The 15,125-nt window shown below is 74.6% G+C and carries 16 protein-coding genes; 10 read left to right on the top strand and 6 right to left on the bottom strand.

Annotated features, from left to right (window positions below; translation table 11 throughout):
• The first annotated feature begins 104 nt into the window (after window positions 1-104).
• The 5 genes from BLU95_RS38870 (at window position 105) to BLU95_RS38850 (ending at window position 3,657) form a co-directional block, all read left to right on the top strand.
• Window positions 105-1,073 carry an RNA polymerase sigma factor SigF gene (locus tag BLU95_RS38870; RefSeq protein WP_093864162.1) on the top strand — a complete coding sequence of 323 codons (969 nt, stop codon included), beginning with the start codon at window positions 105-107 and terminating at the stop codon, window positions 1,071-1,073.
• A 109-nt stretch (window positions 1,074-1,182) separates the two neighbouring features.
• The gene (locus BLU95_RS38865; protein ID WP_093864161.1) at window positions 1,183-1,578 is read left to right on the top strand and encodes an STAS domain-containing protein; all 396 of its coding nucleotides are present in this window, start codon (window positions 1,183-1,185) and stop codon (window positions 1,576-1,578) included.
• Window positions 1,579-1,688: 110 nt separating this feature from the next.
• Window positions 1,689-2,159, top strand: a complete 471-nt coding sequence (locus tag BLU95_RS38860; RefSeq protein ID WP_093864160.1) for an ATP-binding protein — start codon at window positions 1,689-1,691, stop codon at window positions 2,157-2,159.
• 123 nt (window positions 2,160-2,282) lie between these two features.
• The gene (locus BLU95_RS38855) at window positions 2,283-3,164 is read left to right on the top strand and encodes a YhjD/YihY/BrkB family envelope integrity protein (RefSeq protein WP_231978117.1); all 882 of its coding nucleotides are present in this window, start codon (window positions 2,283-2,285) and stop codon (window positions 3,162-3,164) included.
• A 271-nt stretch (window positions 3,165-3,435) separates the two neighbouring features.
• Complete coding sequence (locus tag BLU95_RS38850) at window positions 3,436-3,657, top strand: hypothetical protein (RefSeq protein ID WP_093864159.1); 222 nt, start codon at window positions 3,436-3,438, stop codon at window positions 3,655-3,657.
• A gap of 90 nt (window positions 3,658-3,747) precedes the next feature.
• Here the strand turns inward: BLU95_RS38850 and BLU95_RS38845 are convergent, their stop codons facing one another.
• Both BLU95_RS38845 and BLU95_RS38840 read right to left on the bottom strand, forming a co-directional pair.
• Window positions 3,748-4,119: a low affinity iron permease family protein gene (locus BLU95_RS38845; protein ID WP_093864158.1), complete on the bottom strand. Its 372-nt coding sequence runs from the start codon at window positions 4,117-4,119 to the stop codon at window positions 3,748-3,750.
• 193 nt (window positions 4,120-4,312) lie between these two features.
• Window positions 4,313-5,797 (bottom strand): amidohydrolase family protein, encoded by a 1,485-nt coding sequence (locus tag BLU95_RS38840; RefSeq protein ID WP_093864157.1) that lies wholly within the window; start codon window positions 5,795-5,797, stop codon window positions 4,313-4,315.
• Window positions 5,798-5,910: 113 nt separating this feature from the next.
• Here BLU95_RS38840 and BLU95_RS38835 point away from each other — a divergent pair, with 113 nt between their 5' ends.
• From BLU95_RS38835 to BLU95_RS38825, 3 genes are all read left to right on the top strand, one after another.
• Window positions 5,911-6,852, top strand: a complete 942-nt coding sequence (locus BLU95_RS38835) for a helix-turn-helix domain-containing protein (protein WP_093864156.1) — start codon at window positions 5,911-5,913, stop codon at window positions 6,850-6,852.
• Window positions 6,853-7,069: 217 nt separating this feature from the next.
• Window positions 7,070-7,948, top strand: coding sequence for a DUF4344 domain-containing metallopeptidase (locus BLU95_RS38830; RefSeq protein WP_093865443.1), 879 nt, complete (start codon window positions 7,070-7,072; stop codon window positions 7,946-7,948).
• A gap of 223 nt (window positions 7,949-8,171) precedes the next feature.
• The gene (locus BLU95_RS38825; protein ID WP_231978116.1) at window positions 8,172-8,606 is read left to right on the top strand and encodes a YdeI/OmpD-associated family protein; all 435 of its coding nucleotides are present in this window, start codon (window positions 8,172-8,174) and stop codon (window positions 8,604-8,606) included.
• A 59-nt stretch (window positions 8,607-8,665) separates the two neighbouring features.
• Here the strand turns inward: BLU95_RS38825 and BLU95_RS38820 are convergent, their stop codons facing one another.
• Window positions 8,666-9,358 (bottom strand): hypothetical protein, encoded by a 693-nt coding sequence (locus BLU95_RS38820; protein WP_093864155.1) that lies wholly within the window; start codon window positions 9,356-9,358, stop codon window positions 8,666-8,668.
• Window positions 9,359-9,547: 189 nt separating this feature from the next.
• Here BLU95_RS38820 and BLU95_RS38815 point away from each other — a divergent pair, with 189 nt between their 5' ends.
• Both BLU95_RS38815 and BLU95_RS38810 read left to right on the top strand, forming a co-directional pair.
• Window positions 9,548-10,096 carry an Imm21 family immunity protein gene (locus BLU95_RS38815; RefSeq protein WP_093864154.1) on the top strand — a complete coding sequence of 183 codons (549 nt, stop codon included), beginning with the start codon at window positions 9,548-9,550 and terminating at the stop codon, window positions 10,094-10,096.
• Window positions 10,097-10,253: 157 nt separating this feature from the next.
• A complete protein-coding gene (locus BLU95_RS38810; RefSeq protein ID WP_093864153.1) occupies window positions 10,254-11,660 on the top strand; it encodes an alpha/beta hydrolase in 1,407 nt (468 codons plus the stop codon).
• Window positions 11,661-11,748: 88 nt separating this feature from the next.
• On the opposite strand, the gene BLU95_RS38805 is transcribed toward BLU95_RS38810, so the two are convergent.
• The 3 genes from BLU95_RS38805 to BLU95_RS38795 all read right to left on the bottom strand — a co-directional run bounded on the left by BLU95_RS38805 (window position 11,749) and on the right by BLU95_RS38795 (window position 14,997).
• A complete protein-coding gene (locus tag BLU95_RS38805) occupies window positions 11,749-12,840 on the bottom strand; it encodes a barstar family protein (protein ID WP_093864152.1) in 1,092 nt (363 codons plus the stop codon).
• Window positions 12,841-12,973: 133 nt separating this feature from the next.
• The gene (locus tag BLU95_RS38800; protein ID WP_093864151.1) at window positions 12,974-14,125 is read right to left on the bottom strand and encodes an ATP-binding protein; all 1,152 of its coding nucleotides are present in this window, start codon (window positions 14,123-14,125) and stop codon (window positions 12,974-12,976) included.
• A 398-nt stretch (window positions 14,126-14,523) separates the two neighbouring features.
• On the bottom strand, window positions 14,524-14,997 hold the full coding sequence (locus tag BLU95_RS38795; protein ID WP_093864150.1) for a GNAT family N-acetyltransferase: 474 nt from the start codon (window positions 14,995-14,997) through the stop codon (window positions 14,524-14,526).
• Between the last annotated feature and the right edge of the window lie 128 nt (window positions 14,998-15,125).

The raw sequence follows: 15,125 nt of genomic DNA, 5'->3' as shown, positions 1-15,125 counted from the left end.
ATCCCAACCGTTCCTTCACGAAGCATTCACATGGGAATCAGGCATGCCCTCCGCAGGAGCGGGTAGCGGGGGGACGGACCGCACCACCGAGGGAAAGGACCGGCATGGCCACGACCAGTGACGACATCCTCCTTGCCACGCCCGAGCACCTGACCGGCCCGGCACTTGCCGCCGCACCCGGGCGGGGGGCCACCGCCGCGCACGGACGGACGGTCGCCCCCGCACCCGGGCCGGGGACCGCCGCCGTACCCGCCCCGACGCGGCCGGCCCTCCCGGAGCTGGCCGACGTCGAGGACCCCCGGGAGGTCGCACCGGCCGACGCCCGGGAACTCACTCGGGTGCTCCTGGCGCGGCTCGCGACCCTGGAGGAGGGCACCCGCGAGTACTCCTACGTGCGCTCCACCCTGGTCGAGGTGAACCTCTCGCTGGTCCGGTTCGTGATCCGCCGCTTCGGCTCGCACCGCGAGAGCACGGACGACCTGCTCCAGGTCGGCTCGGTCGGCCTGATCAAGGCGATCGACCGCTTCGACCCCGACCACGGCGTGGAGTTCACCACCTTCGCCGTCCCCACCATCCTGGGCGAGATACGCCGCCACTTCCGCGACACCACCTGGGCCGTCCACGTGCCGCGGCGGCTGCAGGAACTGCGCATCACCCTCGCCAGGGCCCAGGAGAAGCTCTCCCAGCGCCTCGACCGGGCCCCGACCGTCGCCGAACTCGCCGAGCACCTGTCGCTGTCGCAGGAGGAGGTCGTCGAGGGCCTCACCGCCGCCAACGCGCACAGCACCGACTCCATCGACCTGGTCGGCGGCCGCGACGACGAGGGCACCGGCCCGCTCGCGGACCGCCTCGGCGAGCACGACCGACGGCTCGACCTGGTCGAGGACCTGGTGTCCCTCGAACCGCTGGTGGCCGCGCTGCCCGAACGCGATCGCCTGATCCTGTCCATGCGGTTCACCCAGGACATGACGCAGTCCCAGATCGGCGCACAGCTCGGCCTGTCCCAGATGCACGTGTCACGCCTGCTCAGCCGCACGCTCCAGCAGCTGCGCCGCGGCCTCGACGGCGGCTGAGCGGGCCGCAGCACCCGGCCGCCGGACACCACCCGTGCCCGGCGGCCGCCGTTTCGGCCTGACCGCCCGTACGCGTAAGGTCGTGAGGAGATCCGTGGAGGGGACGACCATGCCAACCCAGAACGACCCAGCGGCCGCCCAGGGGGCGGCCGCCACCGCGACCGGTACCACCGCCCGGCCGCAACCGGTCGACGACCGTACCGCCGTGTGCGTCCTCGTGGGCGACCTCGACATCGAGACCCTCCCCCCGGCCGAGCAGGCCCTCGACGAGGCGCTCCGGACCGGTCCGCGGATCCTCGTGGTCGACCTCGGACAGGTCGGCTTCTGCGACTCCTCGGGCCTCAACCTGCTGCTCAAGGCCAGAATGAGCGCCACCGCGGCGGGCGCCGAGCTGCGCCTCGCGGCCGCCTCCCCCACCGTGCTGCGGCTGCTGGAACTCACCGGTGCCGACACGGTGTTCCAGCTCCACCCGACGGTCGGTGACGCGCTCGCCGTACCCCGGTGAACGCGCGTGACGGCCGGGTGGCGTTGGCACGTCCGGGGCACCCGTGCATGAACCGGAGCCGGGCGGGAAGCAGACCGGCGAAGAGCGCCGAACCGAAGGGGCACCCGTTCATGAACACTCGCCGGGAGACCCTGGACGAGAAGCGCACCGACACGGTCGGGTCCGTCGGGTCGGTACTGCCGGCCGGCGGGCACCAGCGCCGCCGGATGCCCTTCGCCGGGCAGCCCAAACCCGTCGCGCGGGCCAGGGAGTTCACCCTCGCCGCGCTCACCGACTGGGCGTGGCCCGACGCCGGTGACGTCGTGCTGCTGGTCGCCGAGCTCACCGCGAACGCCGTGCTCCACACCGACGGCCCGCTCGAACTCGTCCTCGACCTCTCCCCCGCGCGGCTGCGGATCGAGGTCAGCGACACGTCCCCGGCCCTGCCCGCACCGCGGCGCCCGCACGTGCCCGGCCTGCCCGGCGGGCACGGCCTGTACATCGTGCAGCAGGCTTCCGACCGGTGGGGCGCGGTGCCGCACGAGCGGGGCAAGAGCGTCTGGGCCGAGATCGACGCGGGGCCCCTGGCCGTGCGGCTCTGACCCCGCGGTTCCGTTCCTCGGCCACCACCACGAGCTCGTCCTGCCGATCCCGGTCCGCTGATCCGGGCATGCCCTTGCCGCGGCCGGGCAGACGCGCGGACGACCCCCGACGGAGGTGGCACTGTGACGAGCACCGCCGTACCCGCGGCCGGGCACCGGCTGGCGGCCGCAGGCCGACGCGTGTGGCGGCAGGGCCGCGAGATCGAGCTGATGCAGCGCTCGCTGGCCTTCGCCGCCCTCTTCTTCGTCACCCTGGTCCCGCTGCTCATGGTGATCGCGGCGGCCTCCCCCGCCCGGGGCGACGGCATCGCCCAGTGGATCACCGACGGTCTCGGGCTCACGGCCCGAGGCAGCCGGTCCGTCGGCGCGCTGTTCGGCTCGCGCGGGCAGATCCTCAGCACCACCACCGGTCTCGGCCTCGCCGCGCTGGCCGTGTTCGGCGTCTCCCTCACCGGCGCGATGCAGTCCGCCTACGAGCGGATCTGGGGTCTTCCGGCGGGGCCGTGGCACGGCGTGTGGCGGCAGGCCGTGGCCCTGGCCGCCGTGACCGCCTACCTGGTGCTCGCGGCCTGGAGCGGCGTGCCCGGGCACGGCACCGACGCGCAGCCCGCCCTGCGCATCGCCACCACCGTGATCGGCGGCGTCCTGCTGTTCTGGTGGCTGCCGCGCCTGCTGCTCGGTCCCCGGGCGCCGTGGCGCAGTCTGCTGCCCGGGGCGGTCGCCACGATGGCGGCCCTGGCCGGGCTGCGGCTGTTCTCCCGGCTGGTCTTCGCGCCGCTGCTGGTGTCCAACGCCGTCTCCTACGGCACCGTCGGCACGGTCCTGGTCGTGCAGGCATGGCTGATCGGGGTCGGGTTCACCGTCTACGGCGGGAGCGTGGTCGGCCGGGCGCTGCAACGGCCCGCCGCCGGCGAGCACCCGGACGGCGCACCGGCGGCCGGCGCACCGGGGAGCCCCGTCGAGGGGGCCGGGCCGACGTCACCCCGGCACCGTCGGCCCGGCTGACGCGGGGTACCGGTCGGCGATCACGGGTGTCGGCGACTGCCGGTTTCGGCGATTGCCCGTTTCGGCGACTCCGGGTTTCGACGATGGTGGGTTTCGGGTCCATTGCCCAGGGATCAACCGGTTTGCATCTCCGGATCGGGGATATTCGGGGAGCATGGAAGATCCCGGACCGACCACCCGCGCCGCGCCGTCGACCCCTCCGGGTCGACCGGGCCCGAACCCGTACCCGTCGCCCGTCCCCCCGTCACCGACCGACAGGAGATCCGCGCCCATGGGCACCGTCCCCGTCCCGCCGGACCCCGACCTCGTCCCGATGCCCACGCCCGTCCCGCCGGCGCCGCCGGAGCCGGGCCGGCCGCCCGTGACACCCGACCCGCCGGCCCCGCCCGGCCGGCCCGTCCCGCCGGAGCCGCCGGCCCCGGAGCCCGACCCGGACCCCGACCGCGGCCGGTCGGACCGCGCCCGGCACGGCCTCGCCGAGCCCCCGGACTGAGCCGGTGTCCCGAGGCAGGGCGGGGGCGGGGCGGGGGCGGGGCTGAGGCAGGGAGCGCAGGCGGTCGGCGGAGGCGGGGAGCACGGGCGGTCAGAGCCGCTCCTCCATCCGGACAGCCGCCTTCAGGTCCTCGTGCGCCCGACCGCACTCGCCCTCCTGCTGTTCGAGCAGCGCCCGCGCGATCGCGTCCAGCTTGCGCTGGATCGCGTGCTCCGCCCGCCGTTCGGCGTTCTTCAGCATCGCCAGCAGCAACAGGGCCACCGCCGCCATCGAGTCGCCCACCAGGATCTGCCACTCGGCCGACAACCCCGCCAGGTGCACCGCGACGAACAACATCACCAGGCCCACGCAGAACACCGCGAACACCGGGGAACCGGTGAAGTTCGACGCCAGTTCGGCCAACCGCTCGAACCGCCCGCGCTCGCCGTCGGGGCCCTTGCGCGCCGGGTGCTGGAATGTCATGGCGTCGCTCCTCTCCGTCCGCGCCCGCCGGCACGACGTCCCACTGCTGCGGGCGACGGGGCCGCGGTCGGCCGATCCGCGAGCCGCGAGTGGCCCGCCGCGCACGTTCCGGGGGCGTGCGGACGACTCCGGCCACCGCCACGACGGCTCCCGGTCCGTCCCAGCAGCGGGTGCCCCGTTCACGCGCGGACAGTCACCGAGGCTGTCGCCCGCCGCCCGCCGCCGCCCGGTGGACGTGGTCGCGGGAGGCCGCGGCCTCCGCCCGGAGGGCCGGGAGGTCGACGTCCAGCAGGCGCCCGGCCCACTTGCGGACGCGTCCCGCGATCAGGACCGTGTCGATGTTGCGGGCGTCCGCGCCGAGGACGACGGTGCCGATCGGATCGTTCAGGGGGAGGTTGTTGATCTCGTCGGCGGTGATCATCAGCAGATCGGCCTGCTTGCCCGGGGTGAGCGTGCCGGTCGTCGTACCGAGACCGACGGTGGCGGCGCCCTGGCGGGTGGCGAAGTCCAGGACGTCGGCGGTGGTGATGCGCTCCGGCGGACCGTCCGCCCCGGGTACGGCCGGGACGGCGCCCACCGCCCGGGCACCGGGTACGGCCCGGGCACCGTGGACGGCATGGACGGCGCGCATCCGCTGGATCGCGTGCAGCGCCCGCATCTGGGTGAACATGTCACTCGCCAGCGCCACTTCGACGTCGATGCTCAGGCCGGGCCGGACGCCCGCCGCCAGTGCCTCGTCCACCGCCGGGACGGCGTCCTCCAGTCCGATCTGGGCCTCGGAGGTCGGGGCGAGCGACACCCGGGTGCCGCTCGCCCCGATCGCCCGCCACGCCTCACCGGTCAGCCCGGTGGCGTGGATCAGGGTCAGCCGTTCGCCGAGCAGGCCCTCGCGCTCCCAGTCGAGCACAGCCGCCGAGGAGGCCTCGCCGAACACCGCGTCCACGCTGACGCCGATGCCCAGTTCGGCGGCGACCCGGGCCAGCCCGGGCCCGAAGGCCAGGTCGGGTCCGGCGATCTCCGCCGTCGCGAGGGCCGCCAGACGGAAGGTCACCAGCCCGCCGCCGAAGCGGTCGGCCAGTCGGCCGAGGTCGGCCGGCCACTGCCGGTCCCAGTCCCCGAAGTGCGGCCCCATCGCCGCGTGGATCCCGCGGATCCCGGTGTCCAGCAGCGCCTGCACGGCCGCGTCGGAGTGGGCGGCCGTCCGGGAGTTGTGCGAGAAGTCGAGCATCGTGGTGATGCCCGCGTCCACGGCACCGAGGGCGGCGAGTCTGGTCCCCACGTACATGTCCTCGGGGCGGTAGACGGGCGCGTACCGGGCCAGCGTGGTGCCCACGTAGCCCGCCAGGTCGTCGACGTCGGGGACGGTCCGGCGCAGCTGGCCCTGCCAGGCGTGGCGGTGGGTGTCGACGAACCCGGGGACCAGGATCGTGCCGGTGGCGTCGACCACCACCGCGTCCGCGGCGTCGCCGCGGGTCCGCAGGTCGGGGCCGACGGCGGCGACGGTGCTGCCGGCCACCAGCAGGTCACCCGTGGCCAGGGTGCCGAGGGCGGGGTCCATGGTGACGACGGTGGCACCGGTGAACAGGATGCGCCGCCCGGGGTCGCGGTCGGTGCGGCGCAACACGTCGAGCAGGGCGGGCCGGGCGGTGTCGGTGGGACGGTGCAGGTCATTGCTCATGCCCTCCACGCTGGCAGCGGGTCGCCGCCGCCTCCAGGCCGCAGTGTTCCTGGGTGCGGCCCACCCCCGCTCGGGGCTTCGCACCGCCCCGGCCGCCCCGTAGCCTCGACCGCATGCACACCGACGGACCAGCGCAGCCGCTCGAACGCCCCGACGGACGGCGGGACGGCGGCCCCCGGGACGACCGGCCCCGGGACGACCGGCCCCGGGACGGCGGCGCGCAGGGTGCGGGGCGGGCCGGGCAGCACGACAACCCCCTCGGCGAGTACCTGCGGGCCCGCCGGGAACACCTCACGCCGGACCAGGTGGGCATCCCCCGCGTCGGCCACCGGCGGGTACCCGGACTGCGCCGCGAGGAGGTCGCCGTGCTGGCCGGGGTGAGCACCGACTACTACACCCGGCTGGAACAGGGCCGCGAACGCACCCCCTCCGCCCAGTTGCTGAACGCGGTGGCCCGGGCCCTCCGCCTGGACGAGCACGCCGCCGCGCACCTGCTCCGCCTCGCTGCCCCGCGCCCGGCCCACCGGCCGCGCCACCGGGCCCCCGGGCGGCCCTCGCCCGCGCTGCGGCACCTCCTGGACAGCCTGGACACCCCCGCCCTGGTCGTCGGGCCGGCCCTCGACGTCCTCGCCCTCAACCCGCCGGCGGCCGCGCTGTACACGGCCTTCGCCCCGGTGGACAACCTGGTCCGGATGACCTTCCTCGACCCGGCCGCCCGCACCTTCCACCGCGACTGGGACCGGGCCGCCCACGACGCCGTCGCCGCCCTGCGCTCCGCCGCGGGCCGTGACCGCGAGGACCGCCTCCTCATCGAACTCGTCGGCGAACTCTCCTTGAAGAGCCCCGAGTTCGGCCGGCTGTGGGCCCGCCACGAGGTGCACGGAAAGACCGGCGGGAGCAAGCTGCTGCACCATCCCCGGATCGGCGACCTCGACCTGCACTACGAGACGCTGACGGTCAACAGCGCCCCGGACCAGCAGCTCGTGGTCTACCAGGCCGCACCGGGGAGCCCCTCCGCCGAGGGCCTGCTGCTGCTCCGCGCGCTCACTCCCTGACGGCCCCCGACGGGCCTCGTGACGGGCCCGCCTCGTGACGCGCTCCGAAGGTGGGCCCCGGACATGGGGCCCCGGACATGGGCCTCCGGCGGGAAGCCGGTCCGGCGGAGTCGCCCCGCCCCGCCGCCGGCGCGCCCCCTCCGCAGCGGATGCAGGCGGTGCGGGGGTGGGCGCATGCTGAAGGGGAGCGGTGGATCGAGCCGGCGAGGTGGTCGTCGTGAGCTGGAGGAGCGGGGGCCGGTTACGGTGGGCGGCGGCGGTGCCGTTCGCGCTGGTGGGGCTGCTCGGGACTCCGGTCGGGGCCGGGGCCACGACCGGGGCGCGCGCACCGGTCGAGCGGGTCGCGGAGCCCGCCGAGGAGGGTGTGCTCGTCCCCTCCTACGAGGCGGGTCTGACACCCGAGGACGAGAACATGCAGGCCTTCCTCTCGCAGAACGCGGTCCTCGAGGACATCGCGGCCTACGCCTCGGAACGGGTCGTGCTGCCCCGGGACATCCCGCTGCACGCCGCCAGTTGCGGGGAGGCCAACGCGTTCTGGGACCCGCAGGCCCGGGACATCACCTTCTGCTACGAGTACCTCGAGGCGCTCGCGCCCCTGCTCGCCGAGCAGCAGACCGAGGGAACCGCCCAGGAACGCTCGGCGCAGCTCGACCAGGACCTCGTCGGCGTGACCAACGAGGCAGTCCTCCACGAACTCGGCCACGCGCTGGTGAGCCTGTACGACCTGCCGGTCGTGGGCAAGGAGGAGGACGCGGCGGACCAGCTGTCCGCCCTGCTGCTCGCCTCCGGCGACGAGCGCCACGTCGGATACGCGCTGAGCACCATCACGGCCTACGCCGCGCTGGCGGACGCGGCCGCGAAGGGTGAGGAGCCGCTGAAGGCCTACGCGGACGAGCACTCGCTGAATGCCCAGCGCTACTTCAACTGGGTGTGCTGGCTCTACGGCTCGGACCCCGACCGGTACGCCCCGGTCGTCCAGACCGAGCGCAACCCCGACGGCGTCCTGCCGCAAGACCGGGCGGACCGGTGCCCGGGCGAGTTCCGGCAGATGGAGAAGTCCTGGAGCCCGACCCTGAAGCCTTATCTCAAGACCTAGAACACGGGGCCTGGAACACGGGACCTGGAACACGGGGCCTGGGACGCGGGACCTGGGACGCGGGACCGGGCCCGCCCGGTGACGGTCGGCCTCCGTGAGCGGCTCCGTGGCGCTCTCCGCAGTGCTCTCCGTGGTCACTACGGATGTGTCCCCGCGGCGGACGCGAGAAGCTGTGGTCCGTGGCCGACACCGGCCGCGCCGACCGACCGTCAAGGAGCACCCCGTGAAGTTCCGCACCCTCGTCGAACCGCCCGAGCCCATGCGGGGACTGGAGGTCCCGCCCGAGGTGGTGGCGGCACTCGGCGGCGGCGCGCGGCCGCCGGTGACGATCACCGTCAACGGGCATTCCTGGCGGAGCCGCGTCGCCATCCTGCGCGGGCGCCACCTGCTCGGCCTCAGCAATGCCAACCGGCAGGCCGCCGAGGTCGAGATCGGCGAGGAGGTCGAGGTCGACGTCCAGCTCGACACCGAACCCCGCGTCGTCGACGAACCCGCGGACTTCGCCCGGGCCCTAGCCGCCGACCCGGCCGCGCGCGCCGCGTACGACCGCCTCTCGTTCAACCGGAAGCGCGAGCACGTGCGCGCCGTCGAGAGCGCGAAGAAGCCGGAGACGCGGCAGCGGCGCATCGAGCAGGCCGTCGCCTCGCTGCGCGGGTGATCCGCCGGGCCGGGCCGACACCACTCCGGCCCGGCCCGGGGCTGTCCGCACGGCCTCGGTCAGTCCTGCGCCAGGTCCGGGTAGTAGCCGCGCTGGTACGTCGACAGATCGTGGACCGCCAACTGGCCAGCCCCCCGGCAGATCGGGCAGACCCTCCTCGTGGCGCATTCCCCGCACCGCTTCCTGCGGTCGGACCCGTCGGACGTGCGCGGAACCCATCCTCGGCCGCCGCACCCCGGGCAGCGCCCCAGGCCGTCGCACTCGTAACACAGCACATAGCCGGGTGTGACGGTCCCCGGCGTCCGCTCCGGCTCCGGCTCCGGGCTCCCGGCCGGCTGCGACGGGCGCAGCACCAGAGCCGGTGTCCACCCCCGGAACACCACGGCGGGTGTGTCGTCGCTCGTCAGGACCCGGACGGTGCTGCCGTCCCGGTGGGCGGCGACCACCGTCCACAGCCGCCCGTCGTCGTCCTCCTCCGACACCGCGACCTCCCAGCCCGCCGCGCGAAGCAGATCGACCGCACGGGAGGCCGTCCCGGCAGCCGTGCTCCTCGCCGGACGATCACCCTGGTACATCGCCGAACAGTGGTAGCGCGACGGATCCCTCTCGTCGGCGACCTTCGGCTCGCCGACGGACAACCGGCGCAGGTGCACACGGACGGTCAGTCCGGTGATCAGTACGACCATCTGGTCACGCAGCGACCGGCCCAGCCGGTCGAGTTCCTCGCGTGCTGCCCCCGACGTCCCGTCCATGTCGCCCCCTTGTCCCGGAACGTAACACAGCGCCCGCCCTCCCGGCCGGGCCCGGTCCCGGCCGTTGCCCGCCGCCCCGGCCGAACCCGCCCGCGTTCCTTGCTTGTCACTGGTCGGTGGCACGCTGCGTGCATGAGTACCGAACGACATGCCGTCCTCGCAGCCCCCGGGCCTGCCTGGGTGCCATCCATGGGTGGTCCACTGGTCGTCGTCCCGGTGTCCGCGCTGCGGTACTGGAGCGGGAGCACCGAGGACGGCAGGATCGTCGGCGACGGCAGCCGACCCGACGACTACGACCGGGCCTGCGAGGTCGACGACCTCGCCGGGGTGATCGGCCTGCGCGGCCACGACAGCGCCTGCGCACTGGTGCTGGGCGACGAGCCGGCCGGCACCTGCTTCCTGCCCGGACCGAGGGCTTTCGTGCGCCGGCTCGCCGCCGACTCCGACGCCGAACCGATCGCCGCCGCCGAGGCCGCGCTGAGTGACCCGGCGACGGCGTGGGAGGAGTGCGGTCTCTGGGAGACGGACGGTCCGGCGGTCCTCATGGACGCGGCCGAGGCCGGCAAGGACCTCGACGTCCCCTACCCCGACGGCAGGGGCCGGCCGGACCAGGCCACCGTTCCGCTGTCCGCAGGGCGGTGGAGAGTCCGCGCGTTCCAGAAGACGGGCGACTCCCCCTGGGTCGGTGTCGTCCAACTCCTCCCGGCGGCCGGCGGCCGCTCGACAACGACTCCTTGACGGTGGTGTCCGGTTCCTGCGGCCGTTCGGGTTCCGGTGGGCGGTTCCCGGTCGCGTCGTGCGCCGGTCGGGGGCCGTCGGGGCGTCCGCGGGGGCAGGCTGCTTCCGTCGCCGGGTCAGCACGGGTCCGGCACGATCGGAAGCCGGAAGGACGAGCATGACGAGCATCCGGGGGCGCGTCGCCGCCCTGTTGGGCGCCGTGGCGGTGCTCACCGGGAGCACCCTGACCGGTCCTTCGGCCGGGTTCGCCGCCGCGGCCGCGCTGCCCGGCGGCGGTGCGGGCGGGGGCGGGATCACCGGGCAGGCACCCTGCCCACAGGCCCCCCGGTTCCTCTGCGGGACCCTCACCGTCCCGTTCGACCACAGCGGCGCCACGCCCGGCACCCTCGGCCTCCGGGTGGCCATGACCGGCAACAGCGCGGCGCCCAGGGGCGACCTGCTGTTCCTCACCGGCGGCCCCGGCCAACCCGGCATCCCGATGATCGAGCGGATGGCGGCCAGGCTGGAACCCGTCCTCGAGGACTACCGCCTGGTGATGTTCGACCAGCGCGGCACCGGCCATGGAGCGCTGCAGTGCCCGGGCCTCCAGGAGGACATGGGGTCCTCCGACCTCGCCGTCCCGCGCCGGCAGTCCGTCGCCGACTGCGCCGCCGCCCTCGGCCCGGACGCCCGCCACTACAGCACGGCGGACACCGTCGCCGACATCGACCTGCTCCGCCGCGCCCTCGGCGCCAGGCGCCTGACCCTGGACGGCGTCTCCTACGGCAGCTTCGTCGCCGAACGGTACGCGCTCGCGCACCCGGCGCGGGTGGCGAGGCTGGTGCTCGACTCGGTGGTGCCGCAGCAGGGCTTCGACCCGCTCGACCTGGCGGCACTGCCCGCCACCGCCCGGGTACTGCGCGCCGCCTGCCGGGCCACCGGCTGCACCACCGACCCGGCCGCCGACCTCGCCGCCACCGTCCGGCGCTACGACAACGGGGCACGGCTCCTCGGAGCCCTCACCGGCTACGAGTTCGTCGACCCGGACTACGGCGGGGTCCCGGAGATCCTGCACGAGGCCGCCGCCGGGCGACCCGAAAAGCTCCAGGAGTTCTTCGAGTTCGTCCACCGGCAGGTCGACACCGCCCCGGCCGGGGAACTCAGCCAGGGACTGCACGCCGCAGCCCTGTGCGCCGATTCCCGCTTCCCCTGGGGCACCACCGACACCCCCGTCGCGGGCCGCCCGGCGGCACTGGAACACACCCGGCGACGGCTGACGGCCGAGCAGACCTGGCCGTACGACGCCGCGACCGCCACCGGGCTCGGCAGCATGCTGGTCTGCCTGCACTGGCCGCGCCAGCAGGTGCCGCCGGCGCCGCCCCAGCACCAGCGTCTGCCGGACGTGCCGGTCCTGCTGCTCGGCGGCGACCGGGACCTCTCCACGCCGTACGAATTGCTCTACGAGCAGGCCGAACTGACGCACCGTCCGCAGATCGTGATCGTCCCGGGCGCGGCGCACTCGGTCCAGAACCGGGCCGAGAACCCGGCCGGCCGACAGGCCGTCCACGACTTCCTGCTGCGGTAACCGGAACCGCCGGGGGACGCCACCCACCGGCCGCGTCAGGTGGCGGGATCCGGCGGCCGGATCCGTAGGTGCGGCGGGCGGACCGGCGCTACCGGAGCGTGACCTGGACGCCGGCCTCGGCGAGGACGCCGAGGACGGCGGCGAACAGGTCGCGGGACCGGCCGTCGGCTCCGAGGGTGTGGGACAGGTGTGTACGGGCGATGTCGGCATCCCGCCAGATCAGGGTCGCGGGAGCAGTGCAACCGTAGTTCCCGCGCAGGCAGTCGACGAGACCGTCCAGGCACCCGCCGAAGTACCCGCCCGGTCCGTTCACCGCCTCGCCGAGGGCCAGGAAGAGGCCGGGCCGGTCGGTGATGTGGCGGCCGTCGAGTTCGTAGGTACGACCGGCCGACCGATCGCGGTGGGTGCGTCGGCAGGCCCGGTCCCGGGCGAGGCCGAGCCAGACGTCACGACGGCAGGTGTCGAGGCGGGCCCATGCCCCGGGAGCGTCCGGCGGTCCGGCGAACCACCGTTCCCAGACGGGCCGGGCGTGGGCGGGGACGGGTGTGCCGAGGCCCCCGTCGAGTTCCAGGTCGATCAGACCCGTCCCGCGGCAGGACGGCTGCCAAGCGGCGATCCTGGCCCTCATCGACAGGTCGGTGAGCAGCTCTCCCCGGTCGTCCCGGATCTCCAGGACGGCGTACTCCAGGTCCCGTGCGGATCGCGTGCCCCGGGCGAGGCGCGCGCGGAGCCCTCCGCCCGGCGCAAGCCCTCTGAGCACCAGCGGGACCGTCGGCTGCCGGGCCGGCAGGACCCGGGTGAACTCGTGGCAGGCCCCCAGCCATCGGCGCCCGTCGTGGAGGCGGACGCGGCCCCGGTGGCCCTCGGGCGGGCCCTCGCGGTCGTCCAGCCCGCTGACCAGCAGGCCACCCGGGCCCAGGTCGTGGTCGAGTGTCCGGGCGTCCTCCAGCAGCCAGGGATCGAGCACCTCGTCGTCCGGCACCAACCACACGCGGCGGCCGGCCCAGCCGCGCAACCCACTGTCCTCCGGGGCCCAGCCGAACAGCTCGTACCTCCTGTACTGCGGCCGGCCGAACAAACCGTCCGCTTCGGCACAGGTGCCCCAGGGAGGACCCCCGCCGCTCCCGACCAGCGTGAACCGCGCCCGATGTTGCTCTGCCGTCTGCACGGTGCGCATCATGCCCTGTCACCGGCCCCTCGGCGACCTGGTTCTCGGGGCGACCGCGGGGGCGCACGACGACGGGCGCAGCAACCGGGAGCCCGGGCCGGAGTCGACTCCGGCCCGGGCTCCAGCGGTGTCCCACCTGCCGCTGTCAGTCGCGGCTGGTCACCGGGATGCGGGCGAGCACGGCCGCCGCCCGGACCGGGTCGGCGCGGAGCCAGGTGGTCAGGTGCTCCTGGACGGCCTCGGCGACGCAGGTACGGACGGGCGCGTTGCCGAGGCGGTCGCGGACGGCCCCCTCGAACTCGGGGTGGTCGAGCTTGACCGACACGACGGCCGTCAGGCCCGCGCCGAGCCGGGTGGGGCCGAGGTCGGGGTCGGCGGGGGTGAGTCGCTGCTCCTCCCGGGCCCAGGCGGTGAGCGCGGCCGCCAGGCCGTCGCGGAAGCCGAGTTCGTGGGTGCCGCCGCCGGGGGTGGGCCTGCTGTTGGCGTAGCAGGCGACCCGCTCGTCGCCGGAGTCGCCCCAGCACAGGGCGACTTCGACGGTCCCCTCCATCCCGGCGCACTCGCGCTCGAAGCCGAGCACGTCCGGGTGGGGCACGGTGCTGCGCTGCGCGATCCAGTCCCTTGCTCCGCCCGGGAAGCGGAAGCGGTCGGTCCTGGGTGCCCCGGGGTCGCGGTCGTCGGTCAGGGTGATGTCGAAGTCGCGGTTCAGGAAGGCCAGTTCGCGGAAGTGGTCGGCCAGTGTGTCGAACGAGAACGTCAGTGTCTCGAAGATCTCGGCGTCGGGCCAGAAGGTGATCACGGTCCCGCTGCCGTCGGCCGGGCCGGTGCGGTCGGGCACCGCGACCCGCACACCCCGCGCGTACTCCAGCGTCCGGCGGGTGGCGTCGCGCCGTGTCTCCGCCGTCAGGCGGCTCGACAGTGCGTTGACGACCACCAGTCCCATTCCGGAGAATCCGCCCGAGAGCGAGCGCCGGCCGTCGCGCGGCGCGCCGCCGCTGAGCACCGTCAAGCGGTCCTCCAACGCCCGGCCGCCGCCGCGGCCCGCGTCCCGGACCGGGTGGCCCCCGCCGTCGTCCGCGACACGGACACCGCCGTCGGCGGTGAGGGTGATCCCGACCCGGCCGGCGGTGCCGCCGAGAATCTCGTTCAGGGCGGACTCGGCGGCCTCGAACACCAGCTGGTGCAGCCCGCGTTCACCGACCGATCCGAGGTACATCCCGGGCCGCTTCCGGACGGCCTCCAGGCCCTCCAGAACGACGATCCTGCTGGCGTCGTACGGATTCCGTTCCTCGCTCATGATGCCCCCTCCGAAGTGTCCTGCAGTGCTCCCCCAGCCTAGGAGATTTCCAGGAGAACACCAGGTCAGGGCCGGTGCGGCGAAGCCTTGAACGGGCTTCTGGCGGGCCGTCGGGAGCGGTCGGGCGGAACGGATTCAGGCTGCCGCGGCGGGGCCGCAGCGGCTCCTCGTGGGGCCCTGGAGGCGCCGTTCCGGGCAGCCGCGGAGCCGTGAATCCAAGAAGTTCTCCGCGCGGACCGGGGGCGTCGGTGATGATGGTTCGGCCGCCGGCCGAAACCGGGACCATCCGGAGTGTTCGGCCGTGGCGGCGGGCGTTCCGGGGGGGAAGCGCCGGGCGGGGATCAGCCCCGGAGAAGCAGCTGCGCACCCACGAGGCGGAGCGCAGCAGGGCCGCCGGGTCAATCCACAGTGGGGCTTCGGCGTTTGAGGAGAACGACATCGCGCCAGCGCGCCCGGTGCCGGCCGATGCGCTCGCGGGTTCCGACCACCCTGAAACCGGCCCGTCGGTGGAGAGCGAGGCTGGCGGTGTTCTCGGGGAAGATCCCGGACTGGATCGTCCAGATCCCCGCCTGTTCGGTGGAGGCGATCAGCGCGTCCAGCAGGAGAGTCCCGACGCACCGGCCGTGGGCGTCGGGACGGACATAGACGGAGTGCTCGACGACTCCGGCGTACACGCGCCGGTCGGAGACCGGGCTGACGGCGGCCCAGCCGAGCACCCGGCCCGCCGGGTCGACGGCGACCCGGCGGTGCTCGGCGAGGCGGGCGGCGTCGAAGGCCTCCCAGCTCGGAGCAACCTCCTCGAAGGTCGCGTCACCGCCGTCGATGCCGAACCGATAGATCTCCAGGACCTGCTCGGTGTGTTCGGGCCGCATCTCCGTCACCCGCACCGGCCGACCATCGGCGGTCACGCGGCGGCCCGGATGCCGAGGTCGGCGAGCAGGTCGCGGACGGAGGCGCGCAGGTTCGCAGATTCTTGGCTGGCCGTCAGCCGAGACTCGCA

This window comes from Streptomyces sp. TLI_053, from assembly GCF_900105395.1.
GTDB lineage: Bacteria > Actinomycetota > Actinomycetes > Streptomycetales > Streptomycetaceae > Kitasatospora.
This window is presented reverse-complemented; position numbering and strand designations above follow the sequence as displayed.

What these genes read in the sequence shown, in the direction of transcription:
- BLU95_RS38870 (WP_093864162.1), top strand. Translation starts at nt 105, where the DNA reads ATGGCCACGACCAGTGACGACATCCTCCTTGCCACGCCCGAGCACCTG.
- BLU95_RS38865 (WP_093864161.1), top strand. Translation starts at nt 1,183, where the DNA reads ATGCCAACCCAGAACGACCCAGCGGCCGCCCAGGGGGCGGCCGCCACC.
- BLU95_RS38860 (WP_093864160.1), top strand. Translation starts at nt 1,689, where the DNA reads ATGAACACTCGCCGGGAGACCCTGGACGAGAAGCGCACCGACACGGTC.
- BLU95_RS38850 (WP_093864159.1), top strand. Translation starts at nt 3,436, where the DNA reads ATGGGCACCGTCCCCGTCCCGCCGGACCCCGACCTCGTCCCGATGCCC.
- BLU95_RS38845 (WP_093864158.1), bottom strand. Translation starts at nt 4,119, where the DNA reads ATGACATTCCAGCACCCGGCGCGCAAGGGCCCCGACGGCGAGCGCGGG.
- BLU95_RS38840 (WP_093864157.1), bottom strand. Translation starts at nt 5,797, where the DNA reads ATGAGCAATGACCTGCACCGTCCCACCGACACCGCCCGGCCCGCCCTG.
- BLU95_RS38835 (WP_093864156.1), top strand. Translation starts at nt 5,911, where the DNA reads ATGCACACCGACGGACCAGCGCAGCCGCTCGAACGCCCCGACGGACGG.
- BLU95_RS38820 (WP_093864155.1), bottom strand. Translation starts at nt 9,358, where the DNA reads ATGGACGGGACGTCGGGGGCAGCACGCGAGGAACTCGACCGGCTGGGC.
- BLU95_RS38815 (WP_093864154.1), top strand. Translation starts at nt 9,548, where the DNA reads ATGGGTGGTCCACTGGTCGTCGTCCCGGTGTCCGCGCTGCGGTACTGG.
- BLU95_RS38810 (WP_093864153.1), top strand. Translation starts at nt 10,254, where the DNA reads ATGACGAGCATCCGGGGGCGCGTCGCCGCCCTGTTGGGCGCCGTGGCG.
- BLU95_RS38805 (WP_093864152.1), bottom strand. Translation starts at nt 12,840, where the DNA reads ATGATGCGCACCGTGCAGACGGCAGAGCAACATCGGGCGCGGTTCACG.
- BLU95_RS38800 (WP_093864151.1), bottom strand. Translation starts at nt 14,125, where the DNA reads ATGAGCGAGGAACGGAATCCGTACGACGCCAGCAGGATCGTCGTTCTG.
- BLU95_RS38795 (WP_093864150.1), bottom strand. Translation starts at nt 14,997, where the DNA reads ATGCGGCCCGAACACACCGAGCAGGTCCTGGAGATCTATCGGTTCGGC.